At 54.6% G+C, this 20,813-nt stretch carries 23 protein-coding genes, 1 other RNA gene, 1 pseudogene and 1 riboswitch; of the genes and pseudogenes, 22 read left to right on the top strand and 3 right to left on the bottom strand.

The features are described from left to right. Positions 1-119 precede the first annotated feature (119 nt). A pseudogene (locus C7E10_RS01375) lies at positions 120-1,508 on the bottom strand (amino acid permease). Between the two features lie 227 nt (positions 1,509-1,735). On the opposite strand from C7E10_RS01375, the gene C7E10_RS01370 reads away from it, so the two are divergent. From C7E10_RS01370 to C7E10_RS01330, 9 genes are all read left to right on the top strand, one after another. After that, positions 1,736-3,016: a M18 family aminopeptidase gene (locus C7E10_RS01370; RefSeq protein WP_105325599.1), complete on the top strand. Its 1,281-nt coding sequence runs from the start codon at positions 1,736-1,738 to the stop codon at positions 3,014-3,016. Positions 3,017-3,245: 229 nt separating this feature from the next. Then, positions 3,246-3,899 carry a DNA-3-methyladenine glycosylase family protein gene (locus C7E10_RS01365; RefSeq protein ID WP_105325598.1) on the top strand — a complete coding sequence of 218 codons (654 nt, stop codon included), beginning with the start codon at positions 3,246-3,248 and terminating at the stop codon, positions 3,897-3,899. After that, complete coding sequence (locus C7E10_RS01360; protein WP_105325597.1) at positions 3,899-4,381, top strand: methylated-DNA--[protein]-cysteine S-methyltransferase; 483 nt, start codon at positions 3,899-3,901, stop codon at positions 4,379-4,381. Before C7E10_RS01365 ends, C7E10_RS01360 begins: the two co-directional genes overlap by 1 nt. Before the next feature lie 97 nt (positions 4,382-4,478). After that, positions 4,479-4,916 carry a pyridoxamine 5'-phosphate oxidase family protein gene (locus tag C7E10_RS01355; protein ID WP_200820173.1) on the top strand — a complete coding sequence of 146 codons (438 nt, stop codon included), beginning with the start codon at positions 4,479-4,481 and terminating at the stop codon, positions 4,914-4,916. A 286-nt stretch (positions 4,917-5,202) separates the two neighbouring features. Continuing rightward, the gene (locus tag C7E10_RS01350) at positions 5,203-5,571 is read left to right on the top strand and encodes a cyclophilin-like fold protein (RefSeq protein WP_105325596.1); all 369 of its coding nucleotides are present in this window, start codon (positions 5,203-5,205) and stop codon (positions 5,569-5,571) included. A 2-nt stretch (positions 5,572-5,573) separates the two neighbouring features. After that, positions 5,574-5,978 carry a cupin domain-containing protein gene (locus C7E10_RS01345; RefSeq protein WP_105325595.1) on the top strand — a complete coding sequence of 135 codons (405 nt, stop codon included), beginning with the start codon at positions 5,574-5,576 and terminating at the stop codon, positions 5,976-5,978. Between the two features lie 12 nt (positions 5,979-5,990). After that, positions 5,991-6,311: a carboxymuconolactone decarboxylase family protein gene (locus tag C7E10_RS01340; RefSeq protein ID WP_105325594.1), complete on the top strand. Its 321-nt coding sequence runs from the start codon at positions 5,991-5,993 to the stop codon at positions 6,309-6,311. After that, positions 6,308-6,826: a flavodoxin family protein gene (locus C7E10_RS01335; RefSeq protein WP_105325593.1), complete on the top strand. Its 519-nt coding sequence runs from the start codon at positions 6,308-6,310 to the stop codon at positions 6,824-6,826. Before C7E10_RS01340 ends, C7E10_RS01335 begins: the two co-directional genes overlap by 4 nt. A gap of 15 nt (positions 6,827-6,841) precedes the next feature. After that, positions 6,842-7,711: an aldo/keto reductase gene (locus C7E10_RS01330; protein ID WP_105325592.1), complete on the top strand. Its 870-nt coding sequence runs from the start codon at positions 6,842-6,844 to the stop codon at positions 7,709-7,711. 87 nt (positions 7,712-7,798) lie between these two features. On the opposite strand, the gene C7E10_RS01325 is transcribed toward C7E10_RS01330, so the two are convergent. After that, positions 7,799-8,164 carry an ACT domain-containing protein gene (locus C7E10_RS01325; protein ID WP_105325752.1) on the bottom strand — a complete coding sequence of 122 codons (366 nt, stop codon included), beginning with the start codon at positions 8,162-8,164 and terminating at the stop codon, positions 7,799-7,801. Positions 8,165-8,208: 44 nt separating this feature from the next. Then, the gene (locus tag C7E10_RS01320; protein WP_105325591.1) at positions 8,209-8,820 is read right to left on the bottom strand and encodes an ECF transporter S component; all 612 of its coding nucleotides are present in this window, start codon (positions 8,818-8,820) and stop codon (positions 8,209-8,211) included. 495 nt (positions 8,821-9,315) lie between these two features. Here C7E10_RS01320 and C7E10_RS01315 point away from each other — a divergent pair, with 495 nt between their 5' ends. The 13 genes from C7E10_RS01315 to C7E10_RS12430 all read left to right on the top strand — a co-directional run bounded on the left by C7E10_RS01315 (position 9,316) and on the right by C7E10_RS12430 (position 20,751). Further along, positions 9,316-10,167 (top strand): ChbG/HpnK family deacetylase, encoded by an 852-nt coding sequence (locus C7E10_RS01315; RefSeq protein WP_105325590.1) that lies wholly within the window; start codon positions 9,316-9,318, stop codon positions 10,165-10,167. A gap of 17 nt (positions 10,168-10,184) precedes the next feature. Next, positions 10,185-11,090, top strand: a complete 906-nt coding sequence (pfkB, locus tag C7E10_RS01310; protein WP_105325589.1) for a 1-phosphofructokinase — start codon at positions 10,185-10,187, stop codon at positions 11,088-11,090. Positions 11,091-11,105: 15 nt separating this feature from the next. Further along, positions 11,106-13,037 carry a PTS fructose transporter subunit IIABC gene (locus C7E10_RS01305; protein WP_105325588.1) on the top strand — a complete coding sequence of 644 codons (1,932 nt, stop codon included), beginning with the start codon at positions 11,106-11,108 and terminating at the stop codon, positions 13,035-13,037. Between the two features lie 78 nt (positions 13,038-13,115). Next, on the top strand, positions 13,116-13,373 hold the full coding sequence (locus C7E10_RS01300) for an HPr family phosphocarrier protein (RefSeq protein WP_105325587.1): 258 nt from the start codon (positions 13,116-13,118) through the stop codon (positions 13,371-13,373). Positions 13,374-13,386: 13 nt separating this feature from the next. Next, the gene (gene ptsP, locus C7E10_RS01295; RefSeq protein WP_105325586.1) at positions 13,387-14,970 is read left to right on the top strand and encodes a phosphoenolpyruvate--protein phosphotransferase; all 1,584 of its coding nucleotides are present in this window, start codon (positions 13,387-13,389) and stop codon (positions 14,968-14,970) included. Positions 14,971-14,981: 11 nt separating this feature from the next. Continuing rightward, positions 14,982-15,710 (top strand): BUD32 family EKC/KEOPS complex subunit, encoded by a 729-nt coding sequence (locus C7E10_RS01290; RefSeq protein ID WP_200820172.1) that lies wholly within the window; start codon positions 14,982-14,984, stop codon positions 15,708-15,710. A 19-nt stretch (positions 15,711-15,729) separates the two neighbouring features. Continuing rightward, on the top strand, positions 15,730-16,434 hold the full coding sequence (locus tag C7E10_RS01285; protein WP_105325585.1) for a tRNA (adenine(22)-N(1))-methyltransferase: 705 nt from the start codon (positions 15,730-15,732) through the stop codon (positions 16,432-16,434). Continuing rightward, a complete protein-coding gene (locus C7E10_RS01280) occupies positions 16,415-17,209 on the top strand; it encodes a Nif3-like dinuclear metal center hexameric protein (RefSeq protein WP_105325584.1) in 795 nt (264 codons plus the stop codon). The genes C7E10_RS01285 and C7E10_RS01280 overlap by 20 nt, the downstream gene beginning before the upstream one ends. A gap of 11 nt (positions 17,210-17,220) precedes the next feature. Continuing rightward, positions 17,221-18,144 carry a 3'-5' exoribonuclease YhaM family protein gene (locus C7E10_RS01275; protein ID WP_105325583.1) on the top strand — a complete coding sequence of 308 codons (924 nt, stop codon included), beginning with the start codon at positions 17,221-17,223 and terminating at the stop codon, positions 18,142-18,144. A 34-nt stretch (positions 18,145-18,178) separates the two neighbouring features. Next, positions 18,179-18,517: RNase P RNA component class A (rnpB, locus tag C7E10_RS01270), an RNA gene on the top strand. A gap of 22 nt (positions 18,518-18,539) precedes the next feature. Further along, positions 18,540-18,857 carry a thioredoxin gene (trxA, locus tag C7E10_RS01265; protein WP_105325582.1) on the top strand — a complete coding sequence of 106 codons (318 nt, stop codon included), beginning with the start codon at positions 18,540-18,542 and terminating at the stop codon, positions 18,855-18,857. A 61-nt stretch (positions 18,858-18,918) separates the two neighbouring features. After that, positions 18,919-19,860 carry a glycosyltransferase family 2 protein gene (locus C7E10_RS01260; RefSeq protein ID WP_105325581.1) on the top strand — a complete coding sequence of 314 codons (942 nt, stop codon included), beginning with the start codon at positions 18,919-18,921 and terminating at the stop codon, positions 19,858-19,860. 48 nt (positions 19,861-19,908) lie between these two features. Further along, a riboswitch (cyclic di-AMP (ydaO/yuaA leader) is annotated at positions 19,909-20,030 on the top strand. 22 nt (positions 20,031-20,052) lie between these two features. Further along, positions 20,053-20,751: a C40 family peptidase gene (locus C7E10_RS12430; RefSeq protein ID WP_199614429.1), complete on the top strand. Its 699-nt coding sequence runs from the start codon at positions 20,053-20,055 to the stop codon at positions 20,749-20,751. The last annotated feature ends 62 nt before the right edge of the window (positions 20,752-20,813 follow it).

Raw genomic sequence — 20,813 nt, 5'->3', positions numbered from 1 at the left:
GCCTTACTCTTCTGGCCCAGGCCCGGCCCGTTGGTTGGAAAGCCATAAAAAATACCGCCCACTGCGATTGGACGCGCAATGGACGGTATTTTTTTAGGAACGAGAACTCATGGGAAGGCTTATTTGCCCTGTTCCCGTTCTTTTTTAGCCAGTTCAGGCAAAATCAGGCCGATGCCCAGCAGCACCACAGGGGTGATGATGTTCATGGCAAACTGGAAGTACCAGCCGCTGGTACCGCTTTGGACGCCGCGGGGGAACATCCCCATGATGCAGGCGTAAGCGGTGAAGAAGAAGCACCAGCCGCCGAATACCATACCTACGCCTTTGCTCTTTACAAATTGGTAGGTAGCGGCAAATTTGTCGGAGTGTTTCTTCAGCATGATGTAGGCAACAAATACCCACAGATACCGCAGGGGCATGCACACAGCGTTCAGACGGATCAGCCAGTTGTACAGGGTGGTCATATCGCCGATGCCCAGAGCCGGAACAATCAGCAGAATGCTGACCAGTACGGCAGTCAGTTTGTAGCCGGTTACAGGCACGCCGTTGGCATTGATTTTGGTGAAAGATTTGGGAACGAACTGCGGATCTACGTCGCCCAGCAGAATCTTGATGGGCGCATCGATGGAGATGGCCAGGGTGGCGGACTGGCCCAGCACGTTGCAGATAGCATAGATAACCAGGAAGGTTCTGCCCACACCATAGTATTCACCCAGCTTCAGGAAGCTGTAGTAAGCACCGTTCATCATCAGGTCCTTGGGAATGTTGTTGGGGTCGAACATCAGGCCCATGGCAAAGGTTCCCAGGAGTGCAGTGATAGCTACCATGGCAGCCATGAAAATCATGGCCTTGGGGAATTCAGAAGAAGGTTTTTCCAGGTTGTTTACATAAGGAGACAACTTTTCGCAGCCGCCTACGGCAAAGACCAGAATGGCCAGGGTGGTCATGTAGTCAAAGTCGAAGGTGGGCATCAGGGTATTCCAATCCAGGCTGTAGGTAAAGGTCTTGGCGGTGGTCAGATGCGGTGCGGCCAGGGCAAGGACGATATACAGCAGGGACATGACGAACATGGAGGAACCGGCCAAAGCGCCGATGCGCTTTAAGGCTCCAATGCCCCGAGATGCATACCACAGGAAGAAGAAGAAAATAACAAGAGCGGTCAGCTGCAGAGGCAGGGGCGCAATCATTTTGGTGAGCGTGCCGTTGCCTAAGGTTGCCCAGCCGCAGGCGATGATGATGTTCTGAGGTTTCTGTGCCAGATAAGGCATGTGTACGATCCAGTAGGTCCAGCCTGCGAAGTAGGCCAGCTTGGTCGTGGTGGTGGAACGGATCCAGGAAGAAACGCCGCCTTTGCTTTCCTTGAAGGTAGACCCCATTTCGCCTACCATCAAAGCGTAGGGAACAAAGTACAGGGTGAACATCAGGATCCACGATACCACAGCCTTTAAGCCCTGGTTTGCGTAGCCGTTCACCACGTTGCCGAAGCCTCATACGGCTGTGAAGGTCATCAGCGCTAGGGATTTCCAAGATAGGTACTTGTTCGATGTGTTGCTGGATTCATTTTTGTTGTCCAATTGAATTGCCTCCTTTGTAAAATATAATACGGTTGATAATATCTTATCATATTTTTCAATCTTCTTGAATACTTTGCCGAACTATTTTATAATATATTTGTTCAGTTTGTACAACATTTCGGAATAGTTATTATTTCGAGCCAATTCAAGGAGGAATTCCCATGAAACAAAGTACAAAAGCTCTGCTTGACTTCATCCAAACCAGCACGTCCCCTTATCATACGGTACAAACCAGCGAAAAGCTGCTGCAGGACAACGGCTTTGAAGGCCTGTCCCTGACTGAAGACTGGAAACTGGCCGATGACGGCAAGTATTACGTAAAGATTTTTGATTCCGCCCTCATTGCCTTTCGTACCGGCAAAGCCGGGGAACGGGGCCTGAAGATGGCGGCTGCCCATACGGACTTCCCCTGCTTCCGGCTGAAACCGGCTGCGGAAATCAACACCAACGGCTACGGGACCCTGAACGTAGAAGGCTACGGCGGCATGATTGTCAGCACCTGGCTGGATCGTCCTCTGGGCTTGGCCGGCAAGATTGTGACCCGTACGGACAAACCCTTTGCTCCCAAGGTACACCTGGTGGACTTCAAACGGCCGCTGCTCACCATGGCCAACCTGGCCATCCATATGAACCGGGAAGTCAACGACGGCTACAAATGGAATAAGCAAAAGGACGTGCTGCCCCTGGCTACCATGCTGGGTCAGGACGAAAAGGATCCCCATTTCTTCGTGAACTTCCTGGCCGGGGAACTGGGCTGCAAAGCCGAAGACATTCTGAGCTTCGAACTGTCCACCTATCCCTTTGAACAAGGCTGCACCTTCGGCTTGAAGGACGAGTTCATCTCTTCCGCCCGCCTGGACAACCTGACCTCCTGCTTCGCCTGCCTGACCGGCATCATCAACAACGAAGGCAGCGGCATCCGGGTGGCTGCCCTGTTTGACAACGAAGAAGTTGGTTCCAAGACCAAACAGGGTGCCGATTCCCTGGTACTGGACCACCTGCTGCGCCGGGTGTACAAGGCTTTGGGCTTTAATGAGGAAGACCTGTTCGAGGACCTGGCTTCCGGCTTTATGCTGTCCGTGGACGTGGCCCATGCCCTGCATCCCAACCATGTGGACAAATGCGACATCACTAACAAACCTGTGCTGAACGGCGGTCTGGTACTGAAACAAGCCTGCTCCCAGTCCTACGCCGGTGACGCTGAAGCTGTTGCTATTGTAAAGGGCCTGTGCGAAGCCAACCACATTCCCTGCCAGCTGTTTGTGAACCGCAGTGATGTGAAGGGCGGCTCCACCTTGGGCTCCATGGCCTCTGCCCTGACCCCCATCCGCACCATGGATATCGGCGTGGCTCTGTTGGCTATGCATTCTGCCAGAGAAACCATGGGCGCTGATGACCAGGATGCCATCAACGCATTGCTTACCGCTTTCTATAACGGCTGAGAACGGCAAAGCGGAGAGGGACTCCATAGCAGCTGGGTAAATTTTTACCAACTGTGCAAAAGAATACCCACCTGAACACTGGGAAAAATGACAATATCCCCATTGTAAGGCTTCGGCCTGGCAGTGGGGATATTTTTTGGCAATTTCCTCTTATTTTTCCCTGATTCCAAGCTATGTTTTTCAGGGCTTTATGCTAGAATAAAAGCATAGAGAAACGGGAGGGATGGCCATGTTATATCCTTACGGCGAAAAAGAAATCAGCTATCTGAAAAGCAAGGACAAGAAACTGGGGGCGGTCATCGACCAGCTGGGCCATTTGGAATGGGAAGTGATGCCCGGCTTGTACAGCGCTGTGGTCCATCACATTGTGGGGCAGCAGATTTCCGGCAAGGCCCAGGCTGCCATTTGGGGCCGGCTCTCGGCAGCCGCTGGTACTGTCACCCCGGAAAACGTGGCGGCCCTGGGGCAGGAGAACCTCCAGGCCCAGGGGGTCTCCTCCCGGAAAGCCACCTACATTTTGGAATTTACTCAAAAGGTGCTCAGCGGAGAATTTGACCTGGAAGCCTTGACGGAGCTTCCCGACGAAGAAGTCATTGCACGGCTTAGCTCCCTGAAGGGTATTGGCCGGTGGACCGCGGAAATGCTGCTGCTTTTTACCCTGCTGCGGCCCAATGTGCTGAGCTTTGACGACCTGGGCATCCAGCGGGGGCTGCGCATGGTCTACCGCCACCGCCGCATCGATAAGAAGCAGTTTGCCCGGATTCAAAGGCGTTTGTCCCCCTACGGCTCCGTAGCCAGCCTGTACTTTTGGGAAGTGGCCGGGGGCGCCATTCCGGGGCTGACCGATCCGGCACCCAAGAAAAAGAAAGAGGCGAAGAAATAATGCAATATACCTGGAACTATTCCTCTCCCCTGGGGGAAGTGGTGCTGGCCGCCAATGGGGACAAACTGGTGGGCCTGTGGTTCAGCGGCCAAAAGGCTTTTGGCAGTACTTTGGCAGAAAACCGGGAGGAAAAACTGGTGCCCGTGCTGCAGGAAACCTGTACCTGGCTGAATACGTATTTTGCCGGCAAGCAGCCAAAAACAACACCGGCTCTGGAATTTATAGGCACGGCGTTTCAGAAAAAAGTCTGGGAGCAGCTTCTGCAAATTCCTTACGGCAGCACCGTTACCTATGGTCAACTGGCCAAAGCCTTGGGGAAACCCAAAGCCGCCCGGGCCATCGGGGGTGCCGTGGGCAGCAATCCCATTTCCCTGGTAGTGCCCTGCCACCGGGTTATTGGCACGGACGGAAGCCTGACCGGCTACGCCGGGGGCCTTGAACGGAAAACGGCTTTGCTGAAGCTGGAAGGAGCCCTGAAATAATTCCCAGGACCCCTTGTCAGGAAATTCGCAAGGAGTATAATACTAAGACAGTAGGATTACTATATATTAGAAAGAAAGTTTAAGGAGAGTAAAACTTATGTACGAAATGCGACGGAAAGATCGGCAGATTCCCAACGAGGAAGCCATTGCTTTGTTGAAACAACAGCAGTATGGCGTCCTGTCCACCATGGGCAGGGACGGGTATCCCTACGGCGTGCCCATTTCCTTTGTGTACGAGGATCCCGGCCTGATCACCTTCCATTGTGCTGTGGAAGGGCATAAAATCGACAACCTGGCCTATTGCTCCAAGGCCTGCTTTACGGTCGTAGGCCCTACCGAGCCTCTGCCGGAGCAATTCAGCACCCGGTATATTTCCGCCATTTGTTTTGGTACCCTGCGGGAACTCACCGGGGAAGAAAAGGTTCAGGGCCTTTTGAAGTTTGGCACCAAGTACGCACCCCAATTTCTGGAAAAGGGCGCCAAAAATATACCCAGGCCGCTAAAGACAGAACCCGGGTCTATGAGATGCAGGTAGAGCAGCTTACCGGTAAGGCCAGACGCTAAGACAGCAGAAAAAATACGGCTGGAACCGCAGCAGAGCCAGACAGAAGGAAGCCTCCTTTTGCCTGGCTTTTTTGCGCTGAAAAATGGCGTTTTTGGCAGGGAGTCCGCTGAAACTTCCATGCATAAATTGTATAACGCTTTATAAAATATAGGCCTTTTACATACGCCTGCAAAAGGATTATAGTGTACTTGTAAGGAAAAGGAAGCCTGTCAGGCTCCTTTCTTTCTGGCAAATCCTCAAGAAAGCGGGATGCAGCATGACCGAAAAAGAACGCAAAATCAAAATAACGGCAGGGAAACACGTTCTCGTTGCCAAATTGCAGGAAAACGAAGCTGTCCGGGCGCTGTGGAACAAATTGCCCCAGACCTATTCCATGCAGAATTTATATGAACGGGAAATGTGCTTCCGGATGGGCAAGGGCAGCCTGCCTGCCAAAGAAGCCAAGTATACCGGCTACAAAATTGGCGATATTTCCTATTGGCCGCCCCGGGGCAGCCTGGTGATTCTCTATGCCCAGAATGGGGAAATCTTTGAACAGCAGCCCATCGGGCACATTGCTGATGACGTAACGTTTTTCAAAAACCTGGGCGATACCAAAATCAAATTTGAAAGGGTGGAGGAATAATCATGAAAGAACTCAGCGTATTTCCTATTGGCAAGACCAATGATGCCTATGCCAAATATTTTGTAGGACAAAGCTACCTGTATCCCATTTCCAAGGAGCAGGTGCATATTTCCAACGTAACCTTTGAACCGGGCTGCCGGAACAACTGGCATATTCACCATGCGTCCAAGGGCGGCGGCCAGATTCTCATTGTCACCGCCGGCCGGGGCTGGTACCAGGAATGGGGCAAACCTGCCCGGGAACTGAAGCCCGGCGATGTGGTGAATATCCCCGAAGGAGTGAAACACTGGCACGGCGCTGCCCAAAATGAATGGTTCCAGCACCTGTCCATTGGCGTTCCCGGCGAAAACAGTTCCACCGAGTGGCTGGAACCCGTAGCCGCTGAAGACTATAACAAGTTGAAATAGGAGGAAGCAATCATGGCAAAAGTCACTGCAGGCAAAGATCAATTGGGAGACTTTGCACCGGAGTTCGCCCATTTGAATGATGACGTTCTGTTTGGGGAAGTTTGGGCCCGGGAAAAAGAACTGCCCCTGAAGACCCGGAGCATTGTTACGGTAACGGCGCTTATGGCCAGCGGTGTGCTGGACAGCTCCCTGAAATTCCATATTGCCAAAGCCAGGGAAAACGGCGTAACCAAAGAAGAAATGGCGGAAATCCTCACCCAGGCTGCTTTCTACGCTGGGTGGCCCAAAGCCTGGGCCGCCTTCCGCTATGCCAAGGAGGTCTATGCCAAGTGAATATCGTGGTGCTTAACGGCAGTCCCCGGCCCCACGGCAATACCGCCTTCCTGGTGGACGCCTTTAGAGAAGGAGCCCAAGAAGCCGGTCATACCGTGACCGTGCTGCCGGTGGCCTCTATGAAAATTGCCGGGTGCTTGGGCTGTGAGTACTGCCACGGCAGGGGCCAGGGCAAGTGCATCCAAAAGGACGACCACCCCCAGGTTATCGCAGCCCTAGGGCAGGCGGAGCTGCTGGTGCTGGCCAGTCCCATCTATTTTTTTGAGGCTTCGGCCCAGCTGCTGGCAGCCATCCAGCGGATGCACGCCACCGGTATGCCCCGTACCATCCGGGACAGCGCACTGCTTCTTAGCTCCGGTTCTCCCGGGGTGTACGCTGCGGTAGAAACCTGGTACAAAAACGTATTTATCGACTATCTGGGGTGTCGGAACCGGGGCATTTTTACCGCCGCCGGCAGCCAGAACAAAACTGAGAAAATGCGGCAGAAGCTGTATGACTTCGGCCGGAACTTATAGAAAGAAGGAATTACGATGATTTTTGACGAAACCTTACAGCTAGCCAATGGGGTACACATTCCCGTATTTGGTTTGGGTACCTGGTTTATTGAAGACAAAGACGCAGCAGACGCCGTCCGGGCCGCTGCGCAAATCGGCTACCGCCTGTTTGATACGGCCCAGGCCTACGGCAATGAAGCCGGGGTAGGGGAAGGCATCCGCACCTGCGGCATTAGCCGGGATAAGCTGTTTGTGACCAGCAAGGTGGCCGCAGAACACAAGGATTACCAAAGCGCCAAAGCGTCCATTGACGCCACCCTGGAAAAAATGGGTCTGGACTACCTGGATTTGATGATTATCCACAGCCCCCAGCCCTGGAAAGTGGTAAACCAGTCGGAAAACCGTTATTTTGCAGAAAACGTAGAAGTCTGGAAAGCCCTGGAAGATGCTTATCTGGCAGGGAAACTCCGGGCCATTGGCGTGTCCAACTTCCTTCAGGAAGACCTGGACAATATTATCAAGCATTGCGGCACCAAACCTATGGTGGACCAGGTCCTGTGCCATGTGGGCCATACCCCGGCAGCCCTCCTGGACTACTGCAAGACCCAGGGCATCCAGGTGGAAGCCTACGCCCCCATTGCCCACGGAGCAGCCATGAACATTGGCGCCGTGCAGGAAATTTCCCACAAGTACAACGTAACCGTGCCCCAGCTCTACCTGCGCTATGACCTGCAGCTGGGTACGGTGGTGTTGCCCAAGACGGCAAACCCCGACCATATGAAGAGCAATGCCGCGGTGGACTTTACCATCAGTGACGCCGATATGGAAACCTTGAAAAACGTCCATTATGACGATTACGGCGCTGCCGGCAAATTCCCCGTTTTTGGCGGGAAATATAAAGGCTAAGAATTGGCCTTGAAAAAATAAAAAGGAAGAACGGCTTCAGGTACTCCTCAAGCTGTTCTTCCTTTTTTGTTGACCATAGGCGGCTGGCTACAGAATCAGGTAGCCTGCCCCCGCCAAAACGTCCAGGGCCTTCGTAAAGTTTTCCTTCTTAACCAGGATATAATCCGTATTGTAGGTGGATACGGCGAAAATGCCAATGTGATTTTCGGCCAGAATTCCGGACAGTTTGGACAAAATGCCCATCAGGGAAAAATCCAGGACTCCCTGGATGCGGAAAGCCTTCCAGCCATCATCCCGGGGTTCCGCTGCTGCCGGTACATCTTTAGTCAGACAGACCAGGGACAGTTCCTCGTCCGTTTTCCCCACAAAATAAAAATCACTGGACAAAGGCAGCTCCTTGGGAGAAGCCACCTTGCAGACCGTCAGGTCGTAGGGCAGGGGTTTTAGTTCCAAAGCCACAGTCATACTCAGCATCCTTTCTTCATTCAGGTTTATCGTTAGCGATTTTTGTTGATCAGGTCCGCCAGGGCTTTGCTGGATTTTTTGAACAGCAGGAAGCTCACCAGGGATACAATTCCGTATTTAATCAGGTTAAAGGGAAATACCGTCAGCAGCAGAAACCCATTGAGAGAGTGCACGAAAGGGTTGGTGGCGGAGCCCATTTTCACAATGGTATCTAGGGAAATCCCAAACATCTTGACGTACAGGGGCAGGGCCACGTACCGGTTGGCCAGCACCGCAAACAAGCTGGCAAAGCCCGTACCCAACAGCAGCGCAGGAATGGCACTTTGGGTGGTGCGGAACTGGTGGTAGAAATAGGACGCCGGCAGCACATAGGCCAGGCTGCAGAACAGGGCCATCCATTCTCCCACAAAAGCCGTACTGCTGCCGGTGAGAAACACCTTGATGAGAATCTTGATCAGGGCTGTCAGAGCAGCTGCACCGGGCCGCAGAAAAAAGCCCGCCATAATCGCCGCCACATCGGAAATCTCAAATTTCATATACGCCGGGGCAAAGGGCAGCGGAAACTCGAAAGCCATAAGCAGGGAGGACAAAGCCCCCAGCACCCCTATAAAGACCCGGGAACGGGTTTTGTATTCGTTGATCATGCGTAGCGCTCCTTGGTGCGTTTTCTCAGTGCTCCTATCCCAGAGTACTGATATGGAATCATTATAGCACAGATTTCTGCTAAATTGGCTGCGGTTGTAGGGAAACCAGGAACAACGGAGAAAAACTGCTGTTAGGGGAGCTTTTACTAAGAAACGAATGGCCAGCTGCAACACTTTTGCCTGACCAGCCTTTCGGTACCGTCCCAGCCAGGTGCCTATTTTCCCACAAAAAAAGAACGCAGCAAGCCCTGCGCCCTTCTGGCCATGAAGAAGAGAGTACTCCCCAACAAGCTGCTGGTCAACAGGTCCTCATCAGGGTCCAGTCTTCTTCTATTAATAGAAATATTACAAAACAAGCACGTTCCTGTCAAGCTACTAACAAAATTGACCAATTTGCTGGAAAGCCTGCATCGGCTTTTCGTTTCATAAGTGACAAGCTCCTCATTTTACGATACAATAGAATATCAAGTATTCAAATAAGGGCAGGCTTAGATTATGACCAAAAAGTTGATTGTTAATGCCGACGATTTTGGCCGGCATTCCTATATTAATGCGGCGGTGCGCCAAGGGGTGGAGCAGGGGCTTATCCGTTCTGCCACGGTAATGGTTACCGGGGAAGCCTTCCAGGAAGCGGTGGATATTGCCAAAACCCACCCGGAACTGGGACTGGGCATCCATTTCACCCTGGTAAACGGCAAACCGGTGCTGCCAATTAGGGAGATTCCGTCCCTGATTGACCCCAAGACCGGTGAATTCTTCCCCAGCCACAAGGAGTTTGTGAAGCAGTATCTCAGCGGCAAGGTCCGCAGAAGTGACGTGAAAAAAGAATGCAAGGCCCAGCTGGAAGCTTTTTTGGCCACCGGCCTGCGTCCCACCCACGCTGACAGCCACCAGCATATGCACGTGCTGCCGGGAATCATCGACATTATCCTGAGCCTCTGCGAAGGCTGCGGGGTAAAACGGGTGCGGATTCCCGCCATTCCTGTGTCCCTGCTGGCCACCCGGAAAAGCAACCTGGGTGAGCAGGTGGGCCGTATGGGCCTTCATCTGCTGGCAGAGCGGGCCCGGTCCAAGGCCAAGGCCAGGGGCTTTCTTACCCCCGATTACTTTGGCGGCATTGTGGCCGGGGAGGCGGTGGACCTGAGCAATTTCCGGACCATTCTGCTGCAGCTTCAGGAAGGCACCACGGAAGTGATGCTGCACCCGGGCACGGACAACGCAGTGCTCCAGCCAGCTATCCAGTGGGACCACGATTTTGAAGCCGAACTGACCGCAGTAACAGCGCCCCAAAACCTGGACCTGGTGAAAAGCCAGGGGATTTCCGTAATTAATTTCACCGATTTATAAGAACGCGAGGAACTTTTATGATTTATACCGTAACCTTTAATCCCAGCCTGGATTATGTGGTGACCGTGCCCCAGTTTCAGGTGGGGAACATCAACCGGACCCAGGCCGAGGAAATTTTCCCCGGGGGCAAGGGCATCAACGTGTCCATTATTCTTACCCACCTGGGAGTTTCTACCAAAGCCCTGGGCTTTAAGGCCGGCTTTACCGGGGACGAGATTGAACGCCTTTTGGCACAGTACGGCATTCCCGCAGAGCTGCTGCCGGTAAGCAGCGGCTTTTCCCGGATAAACGTCAAGGTGCGGGGCAGCAAGGAAACGGCCATCAACGGCCAGGGGCCCCAGGTGTCCCCAGAGGATCTGTCCCGGTTGGAAGCCCAGCTGGACCAACTGACCCCAGAGGATATGCTGGTGCTTTCCGGGGCCAAGCCCAGCGGCGGGGCCGATACCCTGTACTGGGACCTGACTGCCAAAATGGCGGCAAAGCAGGTCCCCTGCGTAGTGGACGCCACAGGTGAGCTGCTGAAAGCAGCCCTGCCCGCCGGTCCCTTCCTGATTAAGCCCAACCGGGAAGAACTGGAAGAACTGCTCCAGCGGCCCCTGCCAACCCGGCAGGACTTGGTTGACGCGGCCCTGGAACTCCAGCGGCTGGGAGCCAGAAACGTTTTGATTTCCCTGGGAGCTGGCGGTGCCCTCCTGGTGGATGCACAGGGCGTGGTGCATACCAGCGCCGCTCCCGCCGGCACTCCCGTAAACACCGTGGGGGCCGGGGACAGCATGGTAGCTGGTTTTTTGGCTGGCTACCAGAAGACCCAAGATTACACCTATGCCCTGCGCCTGGGGATTTGTGCAGGCTCGGCTACGGCTTTTGCCATGGGCCTTGCCACAGGCGACGCCATTGAACAACTGATGCAGGAATTGCAGTAACGAAAGGAAACCAGCATGCAAATTACTGATTTACTGAAACGGGAAAGTGTAGAATTAAACGGAAGCGCCGCTTCCAAAAAAGACGTATTGGAACAAGTGATCGCCCTAATGGTGAAACAGGGAAATATTGCCGACCCTGCCGAATACACCCGCAAGGTGTTCGCCCGGGAAGAAGAAGGAAGCACCGGCGTAGGGGAAGGGGTAGCCATTCCCCATGCCAAGACCCCGGCAGTGACCCGGCCCGGCCTGGCCTTCCTGCGCTGTCTGGACGGAGTGGAATTTGACTCTCTGGACGGCCAGCCGGCCAAACTGTTTTTCCTGATTGCTGCTCCGGATACCGAAGACAATGTGCATCTGGAAGTGCTGAGCCGGCTGTCCACCCTTTTAATGGACCCGGATTTTATTGACGCCCTGCTGGCAGTGCAGGATGTGGACGCGCTCTACGCCCTGATTGCCAAGGCAGAAGCTGAGAAATTCCCGGAAGAAAAGGCAGAGCCGGAAGCCCCTGCTGCCAGTCCTGAAGCTGCTCCAGACGAAAGCCCAGCCCCAGAAACCCCGGCACTCCAGATTCTGGCAGTGACTGCCTGTCCCACCGGCATTGCCCATACCTACATGGCTGCCGAAAGCCTGGAACAGCACGCCAAAAAACGGGGCATTTCCATTAAAGTAGAAACCAACGGCCAAAGCGGCGTCAAGCACGCCCTGACCGCCGAGGAAATTGCCGCTGCCCAGGGCATCATCGTAGCAGCGGACAAATACGTGCCCATGAACCGCTTCAAGGGCAAACGGGTGGTCATCGTGAAAGTAGCCGACGGCATCAACAAGGCTGACGAGCTGTTGGACCGGGCCCTGTCCGGCACTGCCCCTGTTTTTGAAGGGGAGACCGGCGGTCCCGAGGCCGAAGGCACCCAGGAAGAAAGCGGCGCCAGACGGGTGTACAAGCACCTGATGAACGGTGTTTCCCATATGCTGCCCTTCGTCATTGGCGGCGGCATCTTGATTGCCCTGGCTTTCTTGTTTGATATGGGCGCCGCAGGTACGGCCCAATTCGGCAGCAGCACGCCCCTGGCAGCCTTCTTCAAGCAAGTGGGCGGCCTGGCCTTCAGCTTTATGATGCCCATGCTGGCCGGTTTCATTGCCGCCAGTATTGCTGACCGTCCCGGCCTTTTGGTAGGCTTTGTGGCTGGCGCCATGGCTTCTACCGGGGGCAGCGGCTTCTTTGGCGCCCTGGCTGGCGGTTTCGTGGCCGGCTATCTGATTCTGGCCCTGAAAAAATGCCAGGGTTTCCTGCCGGAATCCCTGGAAAATATCAAACCCATTCTGCTGTACCCGGTGCTGGGCCTGATTATCATGGGCGGTCTTATGGTGCTGGCCATCAATCCTGTCATGGGTCTGGTAAACACCTGGGTCAACGGTACCCTAAGCGCCATGAGCGGCTCCAGCAAGATTCTTATGGGGCTGATTCTGGGCGGCATGATGTCCATCGACTTTGGCGGTCCCCTGAACAAGGCGGCCTACGTTTTTGGTACGGCTTCCCTGGCGGGTGCCAACGGCGCGGCTGTGTCTTCTCCCTTTATGGCTTCCGTCATGGTAGGGGGCATGGTGCCTCCTTTGGCCATTGCCGTGGCCTGCCTGCTGTTCCCTAAGAAATTTACAGAGAAGGAACGGAGCGGTGCTGTGTCGAACTTTATCATGGGACTTTCCTTCATTACCGAAGGGGCCATTCCCTTTGCTGCCGAAGACCCGGTGCGGGTAATTCCTGCCTGCGCCATCGGAGCAGCCCTGGCAGGTGCCCTGTCCATGTTCTTTGGCTGCACCCTGCCTGCACCCCACGGCGGCATTTTCGTTCTGGGGGTTGTACAGAACTGGCCCATGTACCTGGTTTCCCTGGCTGCTGGTACGGCAGCGGGCGCCGTTCTGTTAGGTTTCCTGAAGAAAAACGTCTAGTAATGGTATAATAGCAATAACAGAGAACGCAAAAGCTAATAATTATTTCCGGCCCAGCCGGAGCAAGGAGTGGAGATTATGGTTCAATTTACGTATACGATTCAAGATCCTCAGGGGATTCATGCAAGACCGGCAGGTCTTCTTGTGAAGGAAGCTGCTAAATTCCAGTCTAAGAGCACCATGACCGGCAACGGCAAAACCGGTGACCTGAAACGGATTTTCGCCGTTATGGGCCTTGGCATCAAAGCCGGCATGGAAGTGACCATCGCTGTGGAAGGTCCGGACGAAAAGGAAGCCGCCCACGCACTGGAAACCTGCATTCGTGCCAATCTCTAAGGGGGTGCAGCCCATGTTCTTAATCGAGGGAAAAGGCGCTTCGGAAGGTATTGCCGTAGGTCCTCTGCTGGTAAAACCCGCCAAGGCCCAAAGCTCCGCTTCTCCTATCAGCACCCTGGCGCCGGAGCAGGAAGTGGCCCGGTTTCAGGCCGCCCGGCAGCAGGTTCTGACCAATCTGGAAAAGCTGCGGGTGAAAGCCCAGGCGGAAGCCGGGGAAGAAGAAGCCGCCATTTTTGAAGTGCACCAACTGATGCTCCAGGATCCGGACCTGAACGATGCCTGCGAAGCCCTGATGGTCCAGGACCATCTGACTGCCGAAGCAGCCGCCCGGGAAGCCACGGCCCAATTTGCGGCCATGCTGGAATCCATGGACGACGAATATATGCAGGGACGGGCTGCGGACGTGCGGGATATCGGCGGCCAACTGGACGAACTGCTGACCAGTGGCAAGGATTGGACCAGCCTGCTGACCCGGCCGTCCATCATCTACGCCGATGACCTGACCCCCAGCGAAGGCAGCAGCAATTCCCATACCTCCATTTTGGCTCGGACTATGAAGATTCCGGCCATTGCCCACACCGGGCAGAACCTGACGGAGGAGCAGAATGGAATTTTGGCCGCCATGGACGGGGGCAGTGGCGCCCTGTTCCTGGAGCCTGACGAAGGCATTCTGAAAACCTTTAAGGAAAAGGCGGAAATCCTTTCCGGCAAGGCCCACGAGCTGGATCAGTTCCGGGGCCGGCCCACCATGACCGCCAGCGGCAAGGGCATCGCCCTGTACGCCAACGTAGGGGGACCGGAAGATATGCCCCTGGTCCGGGAAAACGATGCCGAAGGCGTTGGCCTGTTCCGCAGCGAATTCCTGTACCTGGGCCGGGATACCTTCCCCACGGAGGAAGAACTGTTCACTGCCTACCGGGATGCGGCGGTGGCCATGGAAGGCCGCCGGCTGATTATCCGTACCCTGGATATCGGCGCTGACAAGAAGGCGGGCTATTTTGACCTGCCGGAAGAAGCCAACCCTGCCCTGGGCTTCCGGGCCATCCGGATTTGCCTGAAACGGCCGGATATTTTCTACACCCAGCTGCGGGCCATTCTCCGGGCGTCTGCCTACGGCCAGGTAGCTGTCATGTTCCCCATGATTACCTCCGTGGACGAAGTCCAGGCCTCTAAGGAACTGCTGGAAGCAACGAAAATCAAACTGGCCCAGGAAGGGATTCCTTTTAACCCTGACCTGGAAGTGGGCGTCATGATTGGGCCCCCTGCTGCAGCCCTGATCAGTGAAGACCTGGCGCCCCTGGTGGATTTCTTCAGCATTGGCACCAACGACCTGGTGCAGTACACCCTGGCGGTGGACCGGCAGAACGCGGCCCTGGAAGACTTGGCCAATCCGGCCCATAAAGCCGTTTTAAAGCTGATCCAGGCCACCATCTACAACGGTCACAAAGCCGGCATCTGGGTGGGCATCTGCGGGGAAGCCGCAGCCAACCCCGACCTGATTCCGCTGTTTATCACCATGGGTGTGGACGAGCTGAGCATGGCTCCTGGCCGGATTCTTCCTGCCCGGAAACTGATCTGCTCCCTGACCGTTGAGTAGTGAGGCGCGGCATGATCAATCTGGATTTCAAGAAAGCCGTGGACCAGGCCATTGCCGCCCACAAGGATAAACGGGTGCTGTCCTTTTCTTATGAAGGACAGGACTACTTTATCAAACAAAAAATTTCCAACCACCGGAATGCCTTTGCCAAACAAAGTGTGGAAGGCGCCTTCTGGTGCGAGGTTTATAAAATTATGACGGTGAACCAGTATTTTCCCCTGGCACCGGAAATTGCCCTGCTGCAGGACGACTATTTCGTCATGAAGGCAGTGGGCAAGACCATGCAGGGCGTGGCCAAGGAAGCCCCCTGGCAGGACTGCCGGGACCGGGCCTACAAACTGGCCGGCATTTCCCTGGCAAAACTCCACGAAGTGGGGCTGCACCACGGCCGGCCGGCACTCCGGGACATTGCCTACAATAAAGAAACGGATACCATTACCTTTCTGGATTGGGAAAATGAAAAGCGCTTCATCGAAGCAGACCCCCGGGTGCTGGACCTGATTCTGTTCGTCCACAGCTGCCTGAGAGAACATTGGCCGGACAACCATTTGCTAGATGAAGCCCTCAAGGGCTATACGGCCAGTCCTACCGGCCGGGAAATGGTGCGGGGTGCCAAAGCCCTGATTAAAAGCCACCCCAAAGCTTTTTCCCTGTGCAAGAAACTCCGGGTCTTTGGCTGGCGGGACGTAACCAGCCTGGACGATACCCGGAAATACCTGGAAGAGATACCCCTGGCCTAGCCAGGAAAAGGAGAACCCTATGCATTTTGGTGCACGGCTGGAAACAGTCGCCCGCAATATCCCGCCCTGCAGCAGCTTTGCCGACATTGGTACGGATCATGCCTACCTGCCGGTGCTTCTGCTCCAGCAGTGCAAAATTGAAAAAGCCGTGGCCGGGGACGTGGTGCCCGGGCCCTGCGAGGCTGCCCGGAAAACCGTCCATAGCTTTGGCTTCACTGGCAAGCTTGACGTTCGCCTGGGCTCCGGCCTCACTGTGGTGCAGCCTGGGGAGTGCCAGGTGTTTGCCATCTGCGGCATGGGGGCGGGGACCATGGTCCAGATTTTGGACGAGTCCCCCCAGGTGTGGCAGCATCCCAGCTGCCAGGCTCTGGTACTCCAGCCCATGAGCGACAGCGCCCTTTTGCGGCACTGGTGCGAGCAGCATGGCTGGGCCATAGCGCACGAAGACCTGGCCCAGGAAGGGGAGCGTCTGTACGAGATTCTGGTACTGAAACCCCAGCCCGGCTGGAAGTATCCCGGCACCTGCTATCTGGTGGGTCAGGACCTGGTTGACCAGCACCATCCCCTGCTGGAGCCCTTTGTGACCCAGCTGCAGGACAAGTATCTCAAGCTGCTTGCCAGCATGGAAAAAAGCCCTCGGGCCATCCATACGCCCCAATACCGGGAATATCAAGAAACAGCAAAACAATTGGAGGAGATTTTACGTGGAAACAACGGTAACTGACATTTGTATTCTCATGAACGAATTGGCACCGGTCCATTATGCCGAAAGCTGGGATAACCCTGGCCTGCTCTTGGGTCACCTGCCTGCCCCTGTGCACAAGATTCTGGTTGCCCTGGACCTGATGCCCGAAGTGGCCGAACAAGCCATTGAAGAAGAAGTGGACCTGATTATCACCCACCATCCCTTCTACTTCCATCTGCCCAAAACCTTGGCGGTTACGGACACCAAAATGGAAGTACTGTACGAACTGATTAAACACGATATCGCTGTATACGCTGCCCATACCAACCTGGATGCAGCCAAAGGCGGGGTTAACGACGTGCTGGCTGCCAAGCTGGGCCTGGAAGATGTCCAGGAAATTCCCCGCAAGGACTGCCCCGAACAGGGCCTGGCCCGGATCGGCGTGCTGCCCCAGCCTATGGAACTGGCTGACTTTGTCGCCCTGGTGCGGGACAACCTGGGTGCCGAGCACCTGACCTTTGCCGGTGGGGACGAACCCGTCTTCAAGGTAGCCGTAGTAGGCGGCAGCGGCAGTGACTTCATGGAAGATGCCCTGGCAGCCGGCGCTGATACCCTGGTTACCGGCGATGTGAAGTACCACGTGGCCCAAAAGGCTGTAAACCTGGGCCTGAACATTGTCGACGGCACCCACCAGCTGACGGAAATGCCCGTAATCGATGCCCTGGAAGAACGGCTGAAAGCCTGGGGCGCTGAAAACGACCGCCATTTTGAAGTCATCCGGGCTCACGAAGACCGGCTGCTTCAGAACGTGTAAGGGGTGCGCCCATGATTAAGGATCTGCAATTGGGAAATGCCATGGAACAGCCTTGTCTGGTCCGCCTGCAAAAGATTGGCACTTCCTCCAATGGCAAGGCCTATGCCAAGGGCGTGCTGGAAGACAACAGCGGCTCTGTTCCCTTTATCTGTTTTGAAGCCGGTCCCATCAGCCGGCTGCGGAGTCTGACCGCTCCGTCCCCCTGCCAAATCTCAGGGAAGGTGGATATCAACAAATATTCCAACCAGATGGGTCTTCAGGTCATCGTCCACGAGGCAGCCTCCGTGAGCCCCGATATGGACCTGTCCGTGCTGCTGCCCAGCGGGAATATCGACCTGGACCAGCTCACCCTGGAGCTAAAGACCTGGATGCGACGGATTCAGCACCCGGGCCTGGAAAAACTGGTGCACACCATTCTTTCCGGGGATACCCTGACCCGTTTCCTGCGCAACCCAGCCGGTACCCGGCTGCACCACGCCTATGTGGGCGGTCTGCTGCACCACACGGTTTCCATGACCAAACTGGCTGCCGCCATGGGCAGCACCATTGGGGACGTGGATATGGACCTGATTATTGCCGGAGCCCTGCTCCACGACGTGGGCAAAATCCGGGAAATCTCTGGGGAAATTGGCTTCCCGTACACCACCGAAGGCCGCCTGATGGGGCACATCTCCATTGGCGCCATGGCCGTGGACCGGGCCGCCCGGAAGATTCCGGAAATCAGCCCGGAGCTGCGCCAGAAGCTGCTCCACATTCTGCTTTCCCACCATGGAGATCAGGAAAAAGGTTCCCCGGTGCCCTGCGCCACCAAGGAAGCCTTCATTGTTCACTACGCAGACGAAGTGGATTCTGTAATGAATCAATTTCACCAAAAAGAACGCCCGGACAGCTGGGAGTTCGACAAAATGTTACAGCGGTATCTGTACAAAGCTTGACGGAAATCGGTACCTATGGTACAGTGTTCTAATGTGAGTGTGAAAGATAATCGCGGCAGCGTAACAGCTGATGAGGAAAGTCCGAGCTCCGCAGGGCAGAATGCTGGATAACGTCCAGTGGGGGCGACCCTAAGGAAAGTGCCACAGAAAACAAACCGCCGGCTTGCCGGTAAGGATGAAACGGTGCGGTAAGAGCGCACCAGCAGTCAAGTGATTGGCTGGCTTGGTAAACCCCATTCGGAGCAAGACCAAATAGGGAAGGGATGAAGCGGCCCGCTGATCCTTCCGGGTGTGTCGCTTGAGCCTGCAGGCAACTGCAGGACTAGATAAATGATTATCACATACAGAACTCGGCTTAGTGAGCACTCACATCCTATTTTAAGGAGGTTATAACCATGGAATTACTGCATATTGGTGATAAAGCTGGTTTTGATGTGCTGATCCAAAAAAGCGAGAAACCCGTGATGGTGGACTTTTGGGCTACCTGGTGCGGTCCTTGCCGGATGCTGGCTCCTGTAATCGAAGAATTGGCCAACGACTATCCTGAGGTCCAGGTTGCCAAACTGGACGTGGATCAGGTGCCGGAAGTGGCCCAGAAATTTGGCGTTTCCGCCATTCCTACCGTCATCGTCTTTAAAGGCGGCCAAACGGTGCAGCGCTTTGTTGGCGTACAGCCCAAGGAAGTCTTTGAACAGACCCTGAGAACTTTATAATTTGCAATAACGCGGCTGCCAACGGCAGCTGCACAAGGTATTCTAAAGGAGAAAGACAAGAATGAAGAAGGTTTCCTTTGTAGTTCCGGTCTTTAACGAACAAGAGAATATCGGGGAATTCTACAGGCGCATTACGAAAGTAATGGCGCCTTTTCCTTATGACTACGAGCTTTTGTTCATTGACGATGGTTCCTCAGACCGGAGCCCCATTTTGCTCCAGGAACTGGTGGACAAGGACTCCCATGTCCAAGCCTACCTGTTTGCCCGGAACTTTGGCCACCAGCTGGCTCTTACCTGCGGCCTGGACCATGCCTCCGGAGATGCGGTGATTTCTATGGACGGAGATCTGCAGCACCCGCCGGAAATGATTCCCCAGCTTCTGAAGCTATGGGAAGAAGGCTGGGAAATTGTCCAGACCGTACGCCTCACCACCGAAGACGCCAGCTTTTTTAAGCGGTTTACCTCTAAGATGTACTACAAACTCATCAATACCATGTCCGAAGTCCGTATTACCCCCGGCGGCTCCGACTTCCGCCTGATGGACAAAAAGGCCGTACAGGCCTTCCGGCTCTACCGGGAGAGGGCCCGTTTTATTCGGGGCATGGTCAATAACCTGGGCTTTAAGGTCACCACCATTGATTTTGTGGCACCGCCCCGGTTTGCAGGACATTCCAAATTTAATCTGCGAAAAATGCTCCGCTTTGCCCTAGATGGTATCACTGGTTTCTCCCGTGTCCCTCTACGGTGGGCACTATATGCGGGACTGATTTTTGGCCTGGGTTCGCTGTTACTTTTGTTACACGTATTGTACGTAAAATACATTATTCAAGACGCTGTCCCTGGATGGACCACACTGGCCGCTGCAGAGTTCTTTTTAGGTGGTACAGAGCTCCTGGGCATCGGCATTGTAGGGGAATACGTGGGACGCATTTTTGATGAAGTTAAACAAAGACCTCTATATATAGTTCGTGAACATCTAGTGAAAAATAAGGACAAAGAATAGACAGTCCACGGCAGAATTGCTATAATGGAGTTCGGTGAAAACAACAGAATATACAAAACGCCGAATCGTAGTGATACGAGCGGGGGAACCAAAGTGGGGTTAATTTCTTCGGAATAGGGTATCTCGACCCGCACCCGGCAGCTAACCTCGTAGGCGAATCGAGAGGATGTGTTTATCATTTTTAGGAGGATGATGCTGGGAGTGATGCTCGCAGCCACAACAATGGCCGTGGCATTACCGGCGCAAAGCGTTTTTGCCAGTTACAATGTGGGTACATCAGGACCTGATGTAGCCGAGATTCAGAACGAGCTTTCCGACCTGGGCTATTATAATGGTATTCCCGACGGGGTGTATGGGGCCGATACGGCAGCCGCCGTTAAAAAATACCAGGCCAGCATGGGTTTGGAAGCTGACGGGGTGGTAGGCGATTACACCTACTCCAAGCTGATGGGAAAACGGATGCCCTCCAGACGGTCTGACTACGGTGTCAGCCGGGGCTATGGTTATGGGTATGGTGCCAATACGGGCATGGTGCGGTCTTTGATTTCCACCGCCTATGATTACGTTGGCGTACCCTATGTATTCGGTGGTACGACCCCTTGGGGGTTTGACTGCTCCGGGTACACCCAGTACGTGTTCCGCCAAATCGGGGTGGATATCCCCAGAACGGCTGATGCACAGTACTACAGCTATCCGAAAGTTTCTGCCAGCAACCTGCAGCCGGGCGACCTGGTCTTCTTTGAGACCTACGAACCGGGGCCTTCCCACTGCGGCATTTATATTGGCAACGGACAAATGCTCCAAGCCGGAAGCAGTACGGGCGTGACAGTGTCCAATGTATTTTCCGGGTATTTCGGTGCCCGCTATATCGGAGCCTGCCGAGTCCTCTAAAAGAACACAAAGCAGTGTTTATTCATGAGATTGATCATAAATCCCTGAACAAACACTGCTTT

Source organism: Acidaminococcus hominis, assembly GCF_900291475.1.
In the GTDB taxonomy this organism is placed as follows: Bacteria; Bacillota; Negativicutes; order Acidaminococcales; family Acidaminococcaceae; genus Acidaminococcus; species Acidaminococcus hominis.
This window is presented reverse-complemented; position numbering and strand designations above follow the sequence as displayed.